At 70.0% G+C, this 17,324-nt stretch carries 15 protein-coding genes and 1 pseudogene; 11 read left to right on the plus strand and 5 right to left on the minus strand.

All coding sequences use genetic code 11. The features are described from left to right. The first annotated feature begins 28 nt into the window (after nt 1-28). Nucleotides 29-1,000, plus strand: coding sequence for an SDR family NAD(P)-dependent oxidoreductase (locus tag H305_RS44880; protein WP_107439977.1), 972 nt, complete (start codon nt 29-31; stop codon nt 998-1,000). A 536-nt stretch (nt 1,001-1,536) separates the two neighbouring features. On the opposite strand, the gene H305_RS0107765 is transcribed toward H305_RS44880, so the two are convergent. Beyond that, entirely contained in the window at nt 1,537-2,688 is a 1,152-nt protein-coding gene (locus H305_RS0107765; protein WP_028799904.1) for a glutathione-independent formaldehyde dehydrogenase, read from the minus strand. A gap of 232 nt (nt 2,689-2,920) precedes the next feature. Here H305_RS0107765 and H305_RS0107770 point away from each other — a divergent pair, with 232 nt between their 5' ends. Together H305_RS0107770 and H305_RS0107780 are read left to right on the plus strand one after the other, a co-directional pair. Further along, complete coding sequence (locus H305_RS0107770) at nt 2,921-3,106, plus strand: hypothetical protein (protein ID WP_028799905.1); 186 nt, start codon at nt 2,921-2,923, stop codon at nt 3,104-3,106. A 908-nt stretch (nt 3,107-4,014) separates the two neighbouring features. Further along, nucleotides 4,015-4,311 carry a hypothetical protein gene (locus tag H305_RS0107780; protein ID WP_028799906.1) on the plus strand — a complete coding sequence of 99 codons (297 nt, stop codon included), beginning with the start codon at nt 4,015-4,017 and terminating at the stop codon, nt 4,309-4,311. A 77-nt stretch (nt 4,312-4,388) separates the two neighbouring features. Here the strand turns inward: H305_RS0107780 and H305_RS0107785 are convergent, their stop codons facing one another. After that, nucleotides 4,389-4,832 (minus strand): universal stress protein, encoded by a 444-nt coding sequence (locus tag H305_RS0107785; RefSeq protein ID WP_028799907.1) that lies wholly within the window; start codon nt 4,830-4,832, stop codon nt 4,389-4,391. Between the two features lie 232 nt (nt 4,833-5,064). On the opposite strand from H305_RS0107785, the gene H305_RS44890 reads away from it, so the two are divergent. The 5 genes from H305_RS44890 to H305_RS0107810 all read left to right on the plus strand — a co-directional run bounded on the left by H305_RS44890 (nt 5,065) and on the right by H305_RS0107810 (nt 9,522). Continuing rightward, nucleotides 5,065-5,469, plus strand: a complete 405-nt coding sequence (locus H305_RS44890) for a hypothetical protein (protein ID WP_037762775.1) — start codon at nt 5,065-5,067, stop codon at nt 5,467-5,469. A gap of 295 nt (nt 5,470-5,764) precedes the next feature. Beyond that, nucleotides 5,765-6,856 (plus strand): TDT family transporter, encoded by a 1,092-nt coding sequence (locus tag H305_RS44895; protein ID WP_051370421.1) that lies wholly within the window; start codon nt 5,765-5,767, stop codon nt 6,854-6,856. Between the two features lie 119 nt (nt 6,857-6,975). After that, nucleotides 6,976-7,686, plus strand: coding sequence for a VanZ family protein (locus tag H305_RS0107800; RefSeq protein WP_028799908.1), 711 nt, complete (start codon nt 6,976-6,978; stop codon nt 7,684-7,686). A gap of 68 nt (nt 7,687-7,754) precedes the next feature. Further along, complete coding sequence (locus H305_RS0107805; RefSeq protein WP_028799909.1) at nt 7,755-8,450, plus strand: response regulator transcription factor; 696 nt, start codon at nt 7,755-7,757, stop codon at nt 8,448-8,450. After that, nucleotides 8,443-9,522 carry a sensor histidine kinase gene (locus H305_RS0107810; RefSeq protein ID WP_028799910.1) on the plus strand — a complete coding sequence of 360 codons (1,080 nt, stop codon included), beginning with the start codon at nt 8,443-8,445 and terminating at the stop codon, nt 9,520-9,522. Before H305_RS0107805 ends, H305_RS0107810 begins: the two co-directional genes overlap by 8 nt. A gap of 40 nt (nt 9,523-9,562) precedes the next feature. On the opposite strand, the gene H305_RS0107815 is transcribed toward H305_RS0107810, so the two are convergent. After that, entirely contained in the window at nt 9,563-10,018 is a 456-nt protein-coding gene (locus tag H305_RS0107815) for a DUF6884 domain-containing protein (RefSeq protein ID WP_028799911.1), read from the minus strand. 354 nt (nt 10,019-10,372) lie between these two features. On the opposite strand from H305_RS0107815, the gene H305_RS0107820 reads away from it, so the two are divergent. Beyond that, complete coding sequence (locus H305_RS0107820; RefSeq protein ID WP_267880784.1) at nt 10,373-13,096, plus strand: multifunctional oxoglutarate decarboxylase/oxoglutarate dehydrogenase thiamine pyrophosphate-binding subunit/dihydrolipoyllysine-residue succinyltransferase subunit; 2,724 nt, start codon at nt 10,373-10,375, stop codon at nt 13,094-13,096. Nucleotides 13,097-13,318: 222 nt separating this feature from the next. Here H305_RS0107820 and H305_RS0107825 read toward each other — a convergent pair whose 3' ends face one another. Then, a complete protein-coding gene (locus H305_RS0107825) occupies nt 13,319-14,335 on the minus strand; it encodes a GlxA family transcriptional regulator (RefSeq protein WP_028799913.1) in 1,017 nt (338 codons plus the stop codon). Between the two features lie 457 nt (nt 14,336-14,792). On the opposite strand from H305_RS0107825, the gene H305_RS0107830 reads away from it, so the two are divergent. Continuing rightward, entirely contained in the window at nt 14,793-16,274 is a 1,482-nt protein-coding gene (locus H305_RS0107830; protein WP_028799914.1) for an MFS transporter, read from the plus strand. A 75-nt stretch (nt 16,275-16,349) separates the two neighbouring features. Next, nucleotides 16,350-16,569 (plus strand): annotated as a pseudogene (locus H305_RS54505) (phosphotransferase); the annotation flags it as partial. A gap of 59 nt (nt 16,570-16,628) precedes the next feature. Here the strand turns inward: H305_RS54505 and H305_RS0107835 are convergent. Then, complete coding sequence (locus H305_RS0107835; protein ID WP_051370422.1) at nt 16,629-17,321, minus strand: class F sortase; 693 nt, start codon at nt 17,319-17,321, stop codon at nt 16,629-16,631. Nucleotides 17,322-17,324: the final 3 nt, after the last annotated feature.

Here is a 17,324-nt window from a genome sequence, read left to right on the forward strand (position 1 = left end):
CGCTTCCCTCGCCCGCATGGAGAAAGTCATGACCGATCAGCTCGTCACCACCCCGTTCGGTGCGGAGACGACCGCCGCCGAGGTACTCGCCGGCATCGATCTCACCGGCCTGCGTGCCGTCGTCACCGGGGGAGCCTCCGGGATCGGACGCGAAACCGCACGCGCCCTGGCCGCCGCCGGCGCCGAGGTCACCATCGGCGTCCGTGACCTGGTCGCGGGCGCGCGGGCGGCGGAGGAGATCGCTTTGGCCGACGGCTCGGGGACGGTCCACGCCGCGACGCTCGACCTCGCCGATCCGGCCTCGGTGCGGGCCTTCGCGGAAGCCTGGCGCGGGCCCCTGCACGTCCTGGTCCTCAACGCAGGAGTGATGGCCCCGCCGCTCCAGCGGACGAAGGAGGGCTGGGAGCTCCAGTTCGCCACCAATCACCTCGGCCACTTCGCCCTCGCCACCGGCCTGCACGGCGCCCTGTCGGCAGCCCGCGGGGCGCGCGTGGTCGTCGTCAGCTCGGTCGGGCACGTCAACGGCGACGTGCTCTTCGACGACATCAACTTCGAGCAGCACCCCTACGACCCGTGGGCGGCCTACAGCCAGTCCAAGACCGCCAACGTCCTGTTCGCCGTCGAGGCGAGCCGTCGCTGGGCGTCGGACCTGATCGCCGTCAACGCCCTCAACCCCGGCCGCATCACCACCACCCGGCTCGGCCGCCACATCGGGGACATCTCCAACAGCCCGAGTTCGTTCGAGGCCACCAGCACCGATGTCTCCTGGAAGAACATCGGGCAGGGCGCCGCGACCTCGGTGCTGCTCGCCGCCTCACCGCTGACCGAGCGGGTGACCGGCCGCTACTTCGAGGACTGCAACGAGGCCGGACCGCATCGGCCCGGAGTGCGCCGCGGAGTCGCCGCACATGCCATGGATCCGCGGAGCGCGGCCCGGCTGTGGCAGACCTCCGTCGCGATGCTCGCCACCGCAACGACTGCCCGACACCGCCCGGCCTGACCCGTGAGGGGGGCGTCGTCCCGTCACCGGATCCGGACCACCTGCACTCCGGTTCGCGGCGCTCCACCCGCACCACTGCGCCCACCGGCCCGGAATTCTCCGCTTCCGGCACATCACAAAACGGGCACACTGGCCCTCGTCAAGATCCGGCTGCGCCGACGAGGACAGCACGAACGTCCTGGTCGCCCAGCAGTCGTGGCAGCTCGGCTTCCCCGACGGCACCCGCGTCGCCGCGCCCTTGATCAGCGGAGCGGGAGTGCCCAAGCCGGAATACCCGGTCGACGGCGACCTCGTAAGACCCGGTACGTGTCTCCGAGGAAAGATCACGTTCGGAGTGGAGAAGGGAACCCGGCCCGACCGCATCATCTACGGCCCTCAAGGCCGAGACCCGGTCCAGTGGGCGGTGCCCGATCCCCGGAAGTGACAGGCGGCCTGCTCTCGGCCGTGTCAGCGCCCCGCACCCGTGGCACACCGCACGGCCGACGCCCGCCGGCACCGGGTCCGACCCGGGCCGACGGGCGGCCGTCACGTACGCGCTACTGCCCCGGGTGCAGAATCACCTTGGTGTAGCCCTCGATGCGCTTGTCGAACTTGTCGTACGCCGTGGGTGCCTGGTCCAGCGGCATCTCGTGCGAGACGACGAAGCTCGGCCGCGCGCGCCCCGAGATGATGAGGTCGCGCAGCTGCCGGTTGTAGCGCTTCACGTTGCACTGTCCGGTACCCAGACGCAGACCCTTCTCGAAGAGCTTGCCGACCGCGACCATGAGGCGGCCGCGCTTGGAATGCTCGTCCGGCGCGCCCGGGTCGGACGGCACGTAGAGCCCGGGTATGCCGAGCGCTCCGGTCGGCCGGACGGACTCGATGATCGAGTTCAGGACGGCCGCGGGCTCCTCGCGGGTCTCGTCCGCGCCCTCGGGCTTCGCCATGGCCTGATAACCGACGGCGTCGATGCCCTTGTCCGTGCCTTCGCCGTTGGTGTGCTCCTTGATCTGCTCCACCGGGTTGCCCTCGGCGAAGTTGATCGGGATCGCGCCGATCTCCTCGGCCTTCTGGAGCCGTTCGAGGACACGGTCGACCACGAACACCCTCGACGCGCCCCGCAGCATGGCCGAGTAGGCGGCCATGAGACCGACGGGCCCGCCGCCGTACACCACGACGCTCTCGCCCGGAGAGACCTGGGCGAGTTCGTTGCCGTGGTAGCCGGTCGGGAAGATGTCCGCGAGGAGAATGAAGTCTTTTTCATTCTCGGTGCCTTCCGGCAGCTTCAGGCAGTTGAAGTCGGCGTACGGTACGCGCACGTATTCCGCCTGACCTCCGGGCCACGGGCCCATGGCCACATATCCGTACGCGCCACCGGCGAAGCCCGGATTCACGGTGAGGCAGAATCCGGTGTAATCGGCGACACAGTTCTTGCAGAATCCGCAGGCCACGTTGAAAGGCATGACCACACGGTCGCCCTTCTTCAGGGACGTGACGCCGTCGCCGAGCTCCTCGACGATTCCCATGTTCTCGTGACCGAAGACGATGCCCGGTTCGGCGGCGGTGCGACCCTCGTACATGTGCAGGTCAGAGCCGCATATCGCGGTGGACGTCACTCGTACGATGACCTCGTTCGGGTGCTGGATCCGAGGCTTCTCGACCTCTTCCACCGCTACTTCGAACGGTCCCTTGTAGACGACAGCCTTCATGCCGACACCTCCGATAGACGATGCGTGCTCGCTGCTGGAGGCAAACGGCCGTCAACCGAACGTAGCTCTGTGCGAACGGGCCGTGGAAACTCTCGCAGCCGTTCGCCTCGCGTGACCCAACTCTCATGCTCCCCCTATAGGGAGGATGAGACAAGCCAGCTATCTTCGAGGAGAAGGAAGTGTCGATTTCAACCTCGCGCCGAACCTCGTGCCGAATGGGAGGACGAGAGAAGTGACTCAGCGATTCGGGACCCTGCTCGTCACCGTGCCCGGCCTGTCGGGCACCACATACCCGCCGGGGACACCTGTGGCCATCACCGGTCGAGGCTCGTCCGTCGACGCCTTCGTGGGCGGCGACTGGCTTCCCCTGGCCTGGTGGGAGTTCGCCGAGGGCCGCGAGGACATCGTCGACCGCTGACTGCGGACCCTCCGAGGCGGTCGAAGTGGCCTGGTACGTAAACGATTTCGCCACTGCTCCGCGTTCCTGACATGAGCTGAGACCGTGACACGGCGCCCCTGCGACTGTCTTTTCCGGCGCCGGAGTTGAGCGCTCGCGAGGCCGGATCGCTTGGCGGCCGGGCCACTTGGCGGACCGTTCGCGACGGGGACGGCAGACGCGCTCAGACGGTGCGCGCGGGCGCGCTGTCGAGGGCTTCGGCCATGGGCGGCTTCAGCTTGGTCTCGTCCGTGCTGCCGGGCCGTGCGGTCAAGATCACGATCTTGAGCCGAACCGTCCTGGTTCTCCACGAGCACCGGCCACGAGGAGACACGTCCGGCGTCCGGACCGACGGGGAACCGCTCACGGGCGAGGTTGCGCCGCTCGGGCGGCGCGGCCGATGGATCGCCGACGAGAGCCCACCCCGGGTTCCACCGTCGGGACGCTTCATCCACTGGACCAGCCCGATCGACTGGTCCTGACCCGGCACCCCGCGACAGGCGTCCCTGCCGGCCGCCGGCCTGATCGACACGCTGCGCCGTGTGATCGCCCTGTCGTCGTGAGCCAGGGCCGACGCATGTTCCCCGATGGAGGCGTAACCGGCCGGTCTGCCGCTCGTCAGCCATCGGACGACATCGGGCGGCCTGGCGGTGCACACCTTCGGAACGACGGGACTGCCGGAGTGACGTACGGCGCCGACGCGTGGAACGCGCCGGCGCCGGGCGGGGATGCTGCGCGCGTGCCCCACCGGGCGGCCGCCGCACGCCGTTCCGACCGACACGGACCCTGTCGTGGGCGCGCTCATCGCATGGGGCCGACGAAACGGGGGACTCGGACCCCACGGGATCGGCGCGACGGACCGCCGGCCTTCCGAGAGGTGCACGGGGTTCATGGAGAAGTCATCGTTGTCGGAACATGAGCGTCGCGTACCCGCACGGCTGCTGCGGCAGGACGAGGCGATCGGCCTGCGGCTGCGCCGGTTCGCCGTCGGCCGGAGGCACGTGCTGCGGGGGATCGGCTCGGGCCGCAGCCTGGGCGTGCTCTGCCTCCTGTCGCTGTCCCTCATGATCACGGGCATGGCGACGTCCCAGACGCTGGTCACCGTGGCGTTCGCCGCGGTGTGGGCGGTCACCCTGCTGCTGGCGGCGACGTGGCTGTTCGCCTCGTCCGGCCGACGCAGCCTGTGACCGGACAGGCGAGGCGGCCTGTGCAGGACGACCGGGCGATCCCCGCCGCACGAACTGTCCGACGCACGATCCCTGCCTCACGAACTGTCCGGACGCACGATGACCACCGGGCAGGTCGAGTGCTGCGCGACGTGCTGGCTCACCGATCCCAGCAGGGCACGCGTGAATCCGCCCCGGCCCCGGCTGCCCACCACCAGCACCTCCGCCCCTTCGGCAGCCCGCAGCAGTACGTCGGCCGCGTTGCCGCGGACCAGCAGCGCCCGGACCGAGGCGGCCGCGTCCGCGCCCAGGGCGTCACGCAGTTCCCCGGCCAGTTGCTCGCGGGCCTCCGCCTCGTCGAAATCGGTGTCGACGACCGGTGCCGACCAGTTGTACATCCCCGAGAGTTCCCAGGCGGCGACCGCGTCCACGGTCCCGCCGACGAGACCGGCATAGCGCACGGCCCAGCGAAGCGCCGCGTGCGACGACGGTGATCCGTCCACGCCGACCACGATCCGCGGTCCCGAGACTTCCCCGCTCATGCGTTCCACCTCTCACGGCCCCCCCTGAATCCACGATTCGTCGGCCCACCCCCTCTCACGCTGCGTGACTCCGATCGGTCGCGCCACAGAAGGGCGTCCGACAGAGCAAGAGCGACCCGGCTTCCCGGACGCGGTGCCTACCGTCGGAGGGAGGAACCATGGCGCACGTACTCGGGTGGAGCTGAGTACGTGCGCTCTGGCCGGTGCGGGGGCGGCCCGGAAGGCTGGGGCCATGCGCGAAGGACTGATGAAATCCCTCAACCACCTGATACCCGTCGTCGTGTCGGCCGGGGTGACGCTGGCCTTGTGGGCCGCATGGCTGGGCTGGGACCAGCACCAGGACGTGCGACCCGACGGAAGCACGACCGGCCCGTACGAGGCGTGGCAGGTGATCGGACTGGTGCTGACTCTGCTGGCACCGGTGTATTGGGCCGCGTCCCGGGGTCATGTCGCAGCCGCGGTGCTCGGCACGACGATCGGTCTGACGGTTGCCGCCTATGTCGACTGGTCGGACGATTCCAGCGGCCTGTTCATGGTCGGCGTGGGCATGGTCATGGTGGGGAGCCTCGTGGTCACCGCGCTGGTCGCCTCCCTGATCGCTTCCTTCAAACACGACGGTCGGAGCGCCGGGGCCTGAGGTCCGCGGCGCCCGCCTCGGCGACTGCCCGGCCGGTCCGGTTCGGTCTCCGCCGATGCGGGTGCTGAAGCCGTCGTCCGCGAGCGCGGGTGGTGACCGGCCCGAGTCCCTTCCTCGGTCGCTCGACGTCGTGCTCGCGCACCCCGCCGGACACGCGAGCGGTGCCGCTCGCCCACTCGACCGGGTGGCGCGAAGGCCCGACTCGGCCCCGGCAGTCGCTCGGTATGTGCTCCGGGCCCCTCACATCAGGACATGATCGGCAGGGCGGCCCCGACCCGACCATAGGGTCCGGATCATGAATTCCTCCTTGTCCGCCCGCCCGTCGCCGCCGACAGTGACCAGAACGACGCGTCCGGCATTCGGCCCCAGTTGGTTCGCGGCCGTGATGGGCACCGGCATCGTCGCCAACGCGGCAGTCACCCTCCCACGGGGCTCCCACGGACTGCGGACCGCGGCCACGGTGGTCTGGCTGGGCGCCGCGCTGCTGCTGATCCTGCTGACCGTGCGCTACCTCGGTCAGCGGGCGCTGCGGGTGCACGCCGCCGATCCGGTGACGGCCCAGTTCTTCGGTGCACCGCCCATGGCGCTCCTCACGGTGGGTGCCGGGACGCTGCTGCTGGGCCCTGCGCTGATCGGGGCCGACGCGGCGCTGGCCGTGGACTGGGTGCTGTGGTCGCTCGGTACCGTGCTCGGTCTTGCCGCAGCCTGCACCGTGCCCTACCTGATGGTCACCCGGCACCGCTTCGCGCCTGACGCGGCGTTCGGCGGCTGGCTGATGCCGGTGGTGCCGCCGATGGTCTCCGCCGCGACCGGTGCGCTGCTCGTTCCCCACGCACCGGCCGGACAGCCGCGCCTCGCGCTGCTGTTGGGCTGCTACGCGATGCTCGGGCTCGGCTTCGTCGCGGCGCTGCTGGTGCTGGCCATGATCTACGGTCGCCTGGTGCACCACGAGGTGCCCACGGGAGTGGTGGTGCCCACGGTATGGATCGGCCTGGGCGCGCTGGGCCAGTCGGTGACGGCGCTCGGCGCGCTGGCCGCGGTGGCTCCCAGTGTGCTGCACGCGCCCTACGCGCGCGGTGCCGGCGTCTTCGCCCTGCTGGGCGGAGTGGTCGTGTGGGGCTTCGCCATGCTGTGGCTGGCGCTCGCCACGGGGCTGACCGCACGCACGATCCGCGCCGGGCTGCCTTTCGCACCCACGTGGTGGTCCTTCATCTTTCCGGTCGGCGCCTGTGTGACGGCCACCAGTACCCTCGCGGGGCGCACGGGATCGCAACTGTTCGTCTCGCCGGCCGTCGCGCTCTATGCGCTCCTCGTCGTCGCCTGGGGAGTCGTCGTGGTCCACTCCCTCCGTCACGCCGCCAGGCACATGGGCCGCCGGCCCGCATGACGGCGGACCGACTCACCGCCAGGCTTGCGCCAGTTCCTCGATTCTGGTGAGTTCGTGTATCGCGGGCGTATCGAAAATCGCATACGCCGCCACAACGGCCCTCCGTCTCCAATGGGGGCGTGAACAACGACACGTCCCCAACGGCACCGCCCCGCCGCACGCGCGGGATCGTGCTCCTCGGTCTGGCGATCCTGGGCTCGGCGAGCGCGGTGTTCGTCCTGCGGCGGCCGCTCATGATGGCTGCTCCGATGTGCAGGGCCGGGCGGTGGCACGGCTGTTTCGACACGTTCAACGGTGTGGTGCTCATGATGCTGGTGGCATTGCCGGTGGCGGCGCTGGCGGTGTGGGCTGTGGCGCGTCGTCGGCGTGCCCACGGCGTCCCATCGGACTGGGCCTGGCGCGCGTCCTTGGCCGAGGTGGGCATGGTCCACGGGACGGTGCCGCTCGTGTGGCTGACGATGATGCCGGGCGCCGCGGCCGGCAGCGCCCCCGCCCGGGTGAGTCTGATCCCGTTGCGGGACCTGATCACGATGGGGCCGCTCGGGATCGCCGGCAATCTGCTGATCTTCGCGGCGCTGGGGTTCTTCGCCCCGATGCGGTTCGCGGCGCTTGCATCCGTGCCGCGGGTCCTGGCGCTCGGGGCGGGCTGCTCGGTCCTGGTCGAAACCGCACAGTACGTCCTGCGCCTCGACCGGGTGTCCTCCGTCGACGACGTACTGGTCAACGCCGCCGGTGCCCTGCTGGCCGCGCTGGCGTCGCGCCGCTGGTGGCGCACCACCAAAAAGGCGTCGGCGGACCGGCCTCGCCCCGTGCGGGCGCCGGCAGGCTGAGCCGCGTGTCCGGCGCGCACGCGCCCTCGCATACGTCGGCGATATGCGGTGCTGCTTAGGCTTCGGACATGCGCGTACTGATCGTGGAGGACGAGCCCTACCTGGCCGAAGCCGTCCGTGACGGTCTGCGGCTGGAGGCGATCGCCGCCGACATCGCCGGCGACGGCGACTCCGCCCTGGAGCTGCTCGGCGTCAACTCCTACGACCTCGCGGTCCTCGACCGTGACATCCCAGGCCCCTCCGGCGACGAGGTCGCCCGGCGCATCGTCGCCTCCGGCAGCGGCATCCCGATCCTCATGCTCACCGCCGCCGACCGGATCGACGACAAGGCTTCCGGGTTCGAACTCGGTGCCGACGACTACCTCACCAAACCGTTCGACCTCCGAGAGCTCGTCCTGCGGCTACGGGCGCTCGACCGCAGACGCGCCCACGCCCGGCCCCCGGTCCGCGAGATCGCGGGCATCCGGCTCGACCCCTTCCGCCGGGAGGTCTTCCGCGACGGACGCTACGTCGCGCTCACCCGCAAGCAGTTCGCCGTGCTCGAAGTCCTCGTCGCCGCCGAGGGCGGGGTCGTCAGTGCCGAAGAACTGCTGGAACGCGCCTGGGACGAGAACGCCGACCCCCTCACCAACGCCGTGCGCATCACCGTCTCCGCACTGCGCAAACGGCTCGGCGAACCATTGATCATCGCCACGGTGCCGGGTGTCGGCTACCGCATCGACACCCGCCACGACGGCGCCCGCCCGGGCAGCACGCATGCATAGACGCCCAGGTCTCAGCGCCCGACTGAGACTCACCCTCAGCTACGCCGGATTCCTCGCCGTCGCCGGCGCTCTCCTGCTGGCCGTGGTGTGGGTGTTCCTGCTGCGCTATGTACCCGACAACCCCAAGGGTCTTCTCGGGATCTCGCCCAACCGCTACCTCCTGGTGCGCACCTTCGCCCCCGCCGCGGCGCTGGCGATGGCCTTTTTGCTCGTGTTCGGCCTCGTCGGGGGGTGGATCCTGGCAGGCCGGATGCTCACGCCGCTCGCACAGATCACGGATGCGGCACGGATGGCGGGGCGCGGTTCGCTGTCCCACCGGATCCGCATGAAGGGCCGCCAGGACGAATTCCGGGAACTCTCCGACGCGTTCGACTCGATGCTCGAACAACTCGAGTCGCACGTCGCCGAGCAGCGGAGGTTCGCCGCGAACGCCTCCCACGAACTGCGCACACCGCTCGCGATCTCGCGGACGCTCCTCGACGTCGCCCGCCAGGACCCCACACGGGACCGGGGCGAACTCATCGAACGCCTGCACGCCGCCAATACGCGGGCGATCGACCTCACCGAGGCCCTTCTGCTGCTCAGCCGCGGCGACCGCGGACACTTCACCCGCGAGAGCGTCGACCTCTCCCTCCTCGCCGAAGAAGCCGCCGAAACGCTGCTTCCCCTCGCCGAGCAGCGCGGGATCACGCTCGACGTCACCGGCGGGGCGGCCCGGACGAACGGCTCCGCGGAACTGCTGCTGCGGATGGTGATGAACCTCGTCCAGAACGCCGTCGTCCACAACCTCCCCTCCGGCGGTACCGTGACGGTCGACACCGAGGCGTACGGCGACACGAGCGTGCTGCGGGTCGAGAACACGGGCACGCCGCTCCCGCCGGAACTCGTACCGACCCTCACCGAACCCTTCCAGCGCGGAACGGAACGCGCACGCACCGACGAGCACGCCGGCGTCGGCCTCGGCCTGGCCATCGTGCACAGCGTCGTCCGCGCTCACGACGGGACCCTCGACCTCACATCCCGTCCCGCCGGCGGTCTCCTCGTCACCGTCCGGCTCCCCGGCACACCGTAGGCATCGCCCCGAGCGGTGCGCGTACGGGGCGCAGATGAACTCAGGTCGGATACTGATCGTGCCCCTTGCGAAGTGCCGCGAGTCGGGCCATCTGCTCACCCATGCCGCGTGTGCCGGCCAGCGGGGTGTGGGCGTGTGGCCACACGGTGCGGACGAGATCGACATGGCGCGCGCCGCCGAGGGCCACGACAGGGTCGACGAGCACGACGGCGCGCAGAGTCGCCTGTTCCAGGAGGACTTGGGCGGTGACGGCGTCTGCTGCTCCATGGGGTGTGTCGTACGGTTCGATCACGTCGTCGAGGTCGAGCAGGCCGTGACGTGCCGAGAGGATCAGGAGACGGTCGGGCCGCAGGGCGTCAGCGGTCTTGCGGCACGCACGGTGATAGGAGCCGACATACATGTCCGCCGCCCGCGCGCGCCGCCCCAGTTTCCGGCTGCCGCACGGAATGACGACCAGTTCTGGACGGAAGAGGTCGGGACGGTCGTTCGCTGTCATGCCTGGTCCTGCCCGTTCGCGGGTGACGTCGAAGGTGTGGGTGGTCCATGGACCGGTGATGCGGGAAAGTGCCCGGCAGCAGCCTTCCACCCGGAAATCGTCCTGTTGCCGCCATGTCCTGAAGTGACGCTTTCATGGCATTCCCGGGCATCTCTCCCGGCCCGCGTGAAGCCCTAGCGTCGGAGACGCGACACGAACCGGACGGCTCGAGCCCGCGGCAGCTGCGCGGCGGAGGCGAAGCCCCCGTGCACGACGAGTGACCACAGGGATCCGGCCGTGATCGCCCCAGGTCGTTCTCGAAGAGGAAAGAAGGCGATCCACACCGTGGCATCGCAACCATGCGCTGGTGAGCCAGTGCTGCACGGACCGGAATTCGGTATCAACGAATGGATCGTGGACGAACAGTACGAGAGATACCTGCGCGATCCCGGATCGGTCGACAGGACCTGGAGGGACTTCTTCTCCTCTCCGCTCCCGGCGGCCCGCCGTGAGCCGCCCGAGGCCGCGGCGAACGCGCAGGACGGCGCCGACAGCGCGGCGGCCGGAGCCGTCCGCGTCGCCGCGCTCATCGATGCCCATCGGGCGCGTGGACACCTGGCGGCCGACACGAACCCGCTAGCGGCGGGGCGGGCGGCCGCTCATCCGGAGCTCGACATCGCGGCATTCGGACTCGGGGCCGAAGATCTGCCGGAACAGTTCGTGGTCGACGGATTCGCCGGAGCGGACACCATGACTCTTCGCCAGGTGCTGAAGTTTCTGCAGGATTCCTACTGCCGAACCGTCGGCACCGAGTACATGCACATCCAGAGCTCCCGGGAACGCCACTGGGTCCAGCAGCGGCTCGAAGCGCCCCAGGCCCGGCCGGACGTCGCCGAACAACTGCACATCCTCTACCGGCTGGGCGCGGCCGAGTCCTTCGAGACGTTCCTGCAGACCAAGTACGTGGGGCAGAAACGGTATTCGCTGGAGGGCGGCGAGTCGGCCGTCGTGCTGCTCGACGCCCTGCTGCTCCGCTCCATCAGGCACGGAGTGAGGGAGGCGGTCATCGCAATGGCCCACCGGGGCCGGCTCAACGTTCTGGCCAACATCGTCGGCAAGCCGTATGCGGAGATCTTCGGCGAGTTCGAGGATGCCGCGGGCATCCGCTCGGACGCGCGATCCGGCGATGTGAAGTACCACCTCGGCGCGGAGGGTACCTACCGTGCCCTGGACGGCGGCACGATCGCCGTCTCCCTGCTGGCGAACCCCTCGCACCTGGAGATCGTGGGGCCTGTGGCCCAGGGAGTGGCGCGGGCCAAGCAGGACCGGGCCGCGCACGGAAGCGAATCCTTCCCCGTGCTGCCGATCGTCGTCCACGGCGACGCCGCGTTCGCCGGACAGGGCGTGGTGTCCGAGACACTGAACATGTCCCAGCTGCCCGGCTACCGCACCGGCGGAACGGTCCACATCGTCATCAACAATCAGATCGGCTTCACGACCTCGCCCGTCGCAGGGCGTTCGGGCGCCTACGCCACCGACGTGGCACGGTCGGCCGGGGCCCCGGTCTTCCACGTCAACGGAGACGACCCCGAGGCCGTGCTCCGGGTCGCACGCCTCGCCTTCGACTTTCGTCAGGCGTTCCACAAGGACGTCGTCGTCGACCTGCTGTGCTACCGGCGTCATGGCCACAGCGAGGTCGACGACCCGTCCATCACGCAGCCCGCGATGTACGACCGCATCGACGCCAGGCCTTCGGTGCGCGCCCTGTACGCCGAGGAGTTGCTCCGCCGAGGGGACGTCGGGGAGCGACAGGTGGAAGGCGCGTTGCGGGACGTTCGCGGGCACCTCGACCGGGCCTTCGCCGAGGCACGGGCGCGGTCGGTGCCGCGCCCACGGGAGCCCGTGGGGGTCGCGGACGGTCGGGGTGCGACGGGCTCCCAGGCTGCCCAGGCGACCGCGATCACGGAGACGACCGCCCGGCATGTCATCGCCTCCCAGACGGCTCTGCCGGGAGACTTCAGCGTGCATCCGCGCGTCCTTCCGCAGCTCCAGAAACGGGCCGCGATGCTGGATGCGGACGCGATCGACTGGGCCACCGCCGAATCGCTGGCCATCGGTTCCCTGTTGCTGGAGGGGATTCCGGTGCGGCTGGCCGGGCAGGATTCCCGCCGCGGCACGTTCGGTCAACGGCACGCCGTGCTCACCGACCGGCGCACCGGCACGGAACACACACCGCTGAACCGACTCGGCGCGCAGGCCGCCGCTTTCGCGCCCTACAACTCGACACTGTCCGAACTGGCAGCGCTGGCCTTCGAGTACGGATACGCGCTGGCGAGGCCCGAGGCGCTGGTGCTGTGGGAGGCCCAGTTCGGTGATTTTGCCAACGGGGCCCAGACGGTCATCGACGAGTACATCTCTGCATCCGAACAGAAATGGGGTCAGAGCTCCGGGGTGACACTGTTGCTCCCGCACGGCTTGGAAGGGCAAGGCCCCGACCACTCCTCCGCCAGGATCGAGCGGTTCCTCCAGCTGTGCGCACAGGAGAACATGACCGTCGCCATGCCCTCCCTGCCGGGCAACTACTTCCATCTGCTCAGGCAGCAGGCGCTCGGCGAGCGCAGAAGGCCACTGATCGTCTTCACCCCGAAGTCGATGCTGCGGTCGAAGGCGGCCACCTCCAGGCTGACGGAACTCACCAGGGGCGCGTTCCGCCCGGTCGTGCCGGACCGGACACCGGACCCCGCCGGGATCCGGCGTGTGCTGGTGTGCTCCGGCAAGGTCTTCCACGACCTGGACGCACACCGGCGCGAGTCCGGTCGGCAGGACACCGCGATCGTGCGCCTGGAGCGTCTCTACCCGTTCCCGGAGGAGGAACTCGCCGCGGAAATCGCGCGCTTTCCCGCCGATGCCGAGGTGCGATGGGTGCAGGAGGAGCCGGAGAACCAAGGGGCGTGGACCTTCGTGTGGCCCCGTGTGCAGCGGTCGGCGAGCCGTCCCGTCGATTGCGTCAGCCGACCGCCGGCGGCAGCCCCCGCGGTGGGATCCGCGGGGCGACACGTCGGCGAACAGAAGGATCTCGTGGTGTCGGCCTTCCGCTGACCGCGCCACCTGCCTCGGGGGTGAAGCGGCGCGGCACGCATGGACAGCCGCGCCGCGGTGGCGAGCGGTTCCTCGCGAGAAGCCGAAGTTCTCCAGTGAGTGGACCTGTCATCGGAACAGACAGAGGGTCCGACGGGACCACCCGACCACGTCGATGGAGCATCGCCCGGTCAGGCCGCGCACACGCCGTCGTCGCGGGCGCCCCGCCGGGTCAGGCCGCGCTCACGACGTCGTCGCGGCCACCGGAGTCTTCGCACCCGCGCCGGTCGTCCGGAAAGTGGCCCGGAACGCACCCGGCGTCACACCCAGATGGCGCACGAAGGCTCTGCGGAGCGACTCGGGCGATCCGAATCCGGTGCGCCGCGCCACCACCGGCAAAGCGTCGTCGCCGGTCTCCAGCAGCATCTGGGCTGCCTCCAGCCGGACTTGCTCCACATACCGGGCGGGTGTGGTTCCCACCTCTTCGTGGAAGAGCCGCGTCACGTGCCGGGTGCTGATGCCCGCCCTGCGGGCCATGGCTGCCACCGTGTGGTTGGCTCCGGGATTCGCGGTGACGGTGTCCAGCAGGCCGCGGAGCATCTCATGGTGCACGTGTGACGCCTGGGAGTGGACACTGAACTGGGACTGGCCACCGGGCCGTTGCATGAAGACGACCATGTCCTTGGCGACCGAGCGAGCGACGTCCGCACCGTAATGCTCTTCGACGAGCGACAAGGACAGGTCGATACCGGCGCTGACACCTGCCGACGTCAACATCTGCCCGTCCCGCACGAAGATGGCGTCCGGTCGGACCCGCACCGATGGGTAGCGAGACGCCAGTTGCTGTGAATGGCGCCAATGGGTGGCGGCACGACGGCCGTTCAGAAGTCCGGCCGCGGCGAGCAGGAACGCTCCCGTGCACACCGATGCCGTACAGCGGCTCGTCTCGTTCAGGTGCCGGATGCCATCCAGGAGGGCGTCGTCCTTGCTCAGCGTCTCCCATTCCGGGCCGCCGGGGATCACCAGGACATCGGACGGCTCACGCACATCGCTGACGGCGAGGTCGGCGCTGAGACGTGTGCCCGCGGAGGTGACCACCTCCGCGCCGTCCTCGGACACGATCCGCACCCGATAGCGCGCGCCGAATTCGTTGGCCGTCGTGAACACTTCGATGGGGCCGGTCACATCGAGCAGCCGCACTCCGGGAAAGACGAGGACGGTCACGGTGAGCGGACCCGTTCCCGGGTTCGTGCGCTTCATGGGATGCCTCCGGGCCGTGCGCGCTGCGGACACTGGACCGACGAGGCGCCGCCCACAGTGTGCTCGACGGCAGCCCGCGGACACATGCCTCAAGGACGGGGATCAGAACGGCCGTTGAGAAGCCGGTCGGTGTGTTCCCCTCGGAAGCGAGGGTCAGGTCGCGCCCTGCCCCGGACCGCTGTTTCGTCGGATTTCCGTGTCTCAGCATGCGCCCGGCGCCCTGCGGAAGCCACGACCGGCTGACTACCAGCTGGGAGGCACAGCCTCCCAGGAAAGGTGCGGCACGCCACGGATCGCAAAGGGTTCCGCCAGTGCCGGCGCCAAGGACGCTCGCCGGCCGGACGTGACCTGCATGAAAGCGCCGATCGCCGAAGAAGTCAACGGTTGACCTCCGAGACCGCTGCTGCGATCTTAGCAAGCGCTTTCCACTCGTTCGGTTCGGCGTCAAGGGAGACGCATGACGGAGTTTGCCGCACCCACCCGCTCCACCGACGCGTCCGCCCCACGCGGCGGGGACCGTCCGGTGTTCACCGGTCACCACACCCATCTGTGGGGCTTTCTGCTCGCCGGCTGGCTGATCAGCTACGCGGACCGCACGGTCACCGGACCGGTCATCTCGTGGATGATCGAGAACAAGGCCGGTTTCATCGGAGACGCCGCCAACCCGGCGACGCTCGGCGGTCTCATCGGCTCGATGTTCTTCACCGGATACATGCTCACGCAGTACGCGGGAGGCCGCCTCGGCGACCGCTACGGCCACCGCGAGATGCTCGTCGTCTCCCTCCTCTGGGCGGGCCTGCTGACTCTGGTCTCCGGGGTCACCGGCGGACTGATCGGGTTCGTCGTGGCCCGGGTGCTCACCGGTCTCGGCGAGGGCGTCTTCTACTCCAACGACCGCGTTCTCGTCATCGCGCACACCCCGCCGGCGCGCCGCACGATCGGTCTCGGCGTGGTGCTGTCGGGCCTGTCGGTCGGTCTGACCGTGGGCATCGTTGCCACCCCCCACCTCATCGACTGGGGTGGCGACTGGGGGATGGGCGGCGGCGCCTGGCGCATGCCGCTGTTCGTCTTCGGCGTCGTCTCGCTCCTGGTCGCGGCCGCGACCTGGGCGTTCTTCCGGGCGCGCGGCGACCGGCCGCTCCGCCTGGGCCCGCCCGCACTGCGCCTGGTCGCCTACTCGGTGCCCGCGGCCGTGGCGATCGTCGCGCTGTTCCTGCTCGCGGACGAGTTCGGCTGGCCGGACTGGCTCACCGCGGTCGGTTCAGGGGTTCTCTTCCTGGTCATGGTGACGCTGGTGATCCGGGGCATCGTGCGCACCGGGCGCTCGGCTCAACTCCTGGGCCGCGACGTGTGGCTGATCTGCCTCTCCTTCGTCGCGGTGATGTGGAACCTGTGGTTCTTCTCCTTCTGGTCGGTGCAGATCGTCGCGGAGAGTGCGCACAGCAGCCTCGGCGCGGCGGCGCTGACCGCGGCGTTCAACGCCGGCGCGGGCATCCTCGGATTCCCCGTGGGCGGCTGGATCGCCGACCGGCGCGTCCGTGCGGGCAAGGGCCGCAAGCCGCTCGCCGTGATCTGCGCGGCGGTGCACACCGTCCTCGCGGTCGCGTTCGGGGTGAGCCTGCTCGGTGACGGCGAGCCGTCCTTGCTGCTGCTCGGCGTGATCCTGTTCTGCTCCGGTCTCTTCTTCAACGCGCTCCAGCCGATCGTCCACAGCATCCTGGGCGACCTGGCCGCCGAGGAACATCGCGGTTCGCTCTTCGGCCTGTTCAACCTGGTGGCCGAGATCGGTGCGGTGGCGAGCCCGGTCGTCAGCGGTGTCCTGCGTGACGCGACCGGCAGTTGGGCCCCGGGAGTGTTCACGGCGGCGGGCGTGATGGCCGTGTCGGTCGTCCTCTACACGATGGTGCGCGAGCGCATACCCGGCACGGCGGCTGCCTGACCGCGCGCCGTGACTGAGGCGATACCGTCGGTCGGCTTCGCCGGGGCGAGGCCGACCGGCTCATCGACTCCGGCCGGCTCGGCAGGGGAGACAGACCCCGCCTGCGACCTGACCATCGCCTTCACTCTGATGCCGGCCGCGAGCCGAGCGGTCCTCCGTACCGCGCTCGGCGTGGACCCGGGGCCGCGGCTGGGCCCTGGCGACCGGCCTGAACGCCTCCACCTCCTACGCCGCCGCCGGTCCCCGGGTCGCCGCGCTGACCACCCGCCAGATCGCCGCGGCTCTCGCCGGCTGAAGGGGGAAGAGCTCGGACACCCGGTGCCCGGCCGTCTGCCCTGCCTGGAAACGGACCGCCTAACCCGCCAGGAAGCGGCCGTTCGGCTGTTTCACCGCGGTCAGCGTCGCGTAGACCACGACGTTGCTCTGGTAGCCGCTGCTCTTGGCGTATCCGCCGCAGGTGATCACCCTCAGCTCGGGCAGGCCGGTGCTGCCGTAGACCTTCTTGCTGGGGAACTTCTTCTTCTCGTAGATCTCCACGGCGTCGACGGTGAAGACGGCCGTGCGCCGGTCCGCCCGGCTGATCTCGATCGTGTCGCCCTTGGACAGGGCGCCGAGATCGTAGAAGACGCCCGGGCTGCCATTGCGCATGTCGACATGCCCCGCGGTCACCGCGGTGCCCGTCGATCCCGGCGCCGTGCCTCTGCCGTACCAGCCGACCAGGTTGGGGTTCCCGGCGGGCGGGGGCTTGAGCGCCCCCGCCTTGTCGAGGCCCAGCTTCGTCATGGGGGCGTTCACGCCGATGGCGGGGATGCGCAGCCGGACCGGCTTCGCGGGCGGCAGCGGCTGGACGGGCAGGAGCGTTGCCTGAGCGGTACGGCCGGGCATGCCCGCCGAGGGCGTGGAGAACGCCTGCCCGGCCGAGGGCCGCGGTGGCTCACTGTCGAACATCGCGCCGATCACCAGGGCGCTGCCCGTCACCACGGCCACGGCGAGATGCGCGGCGGAGGGGACCGGTGGGACGAACCTGCGGGGGGACGCGCTTGCCATGTG

The organism is Streptomyces sp. 142MFCol3.1, from assembly GCF_000424945.1.
Classification (GTDB): domain Bacteria; phylum Actinomycetota; class Actinomycetes; order Streptomycetales; family Streptomycetaceae; genus Streptomyces; species Streptomyces siamensis.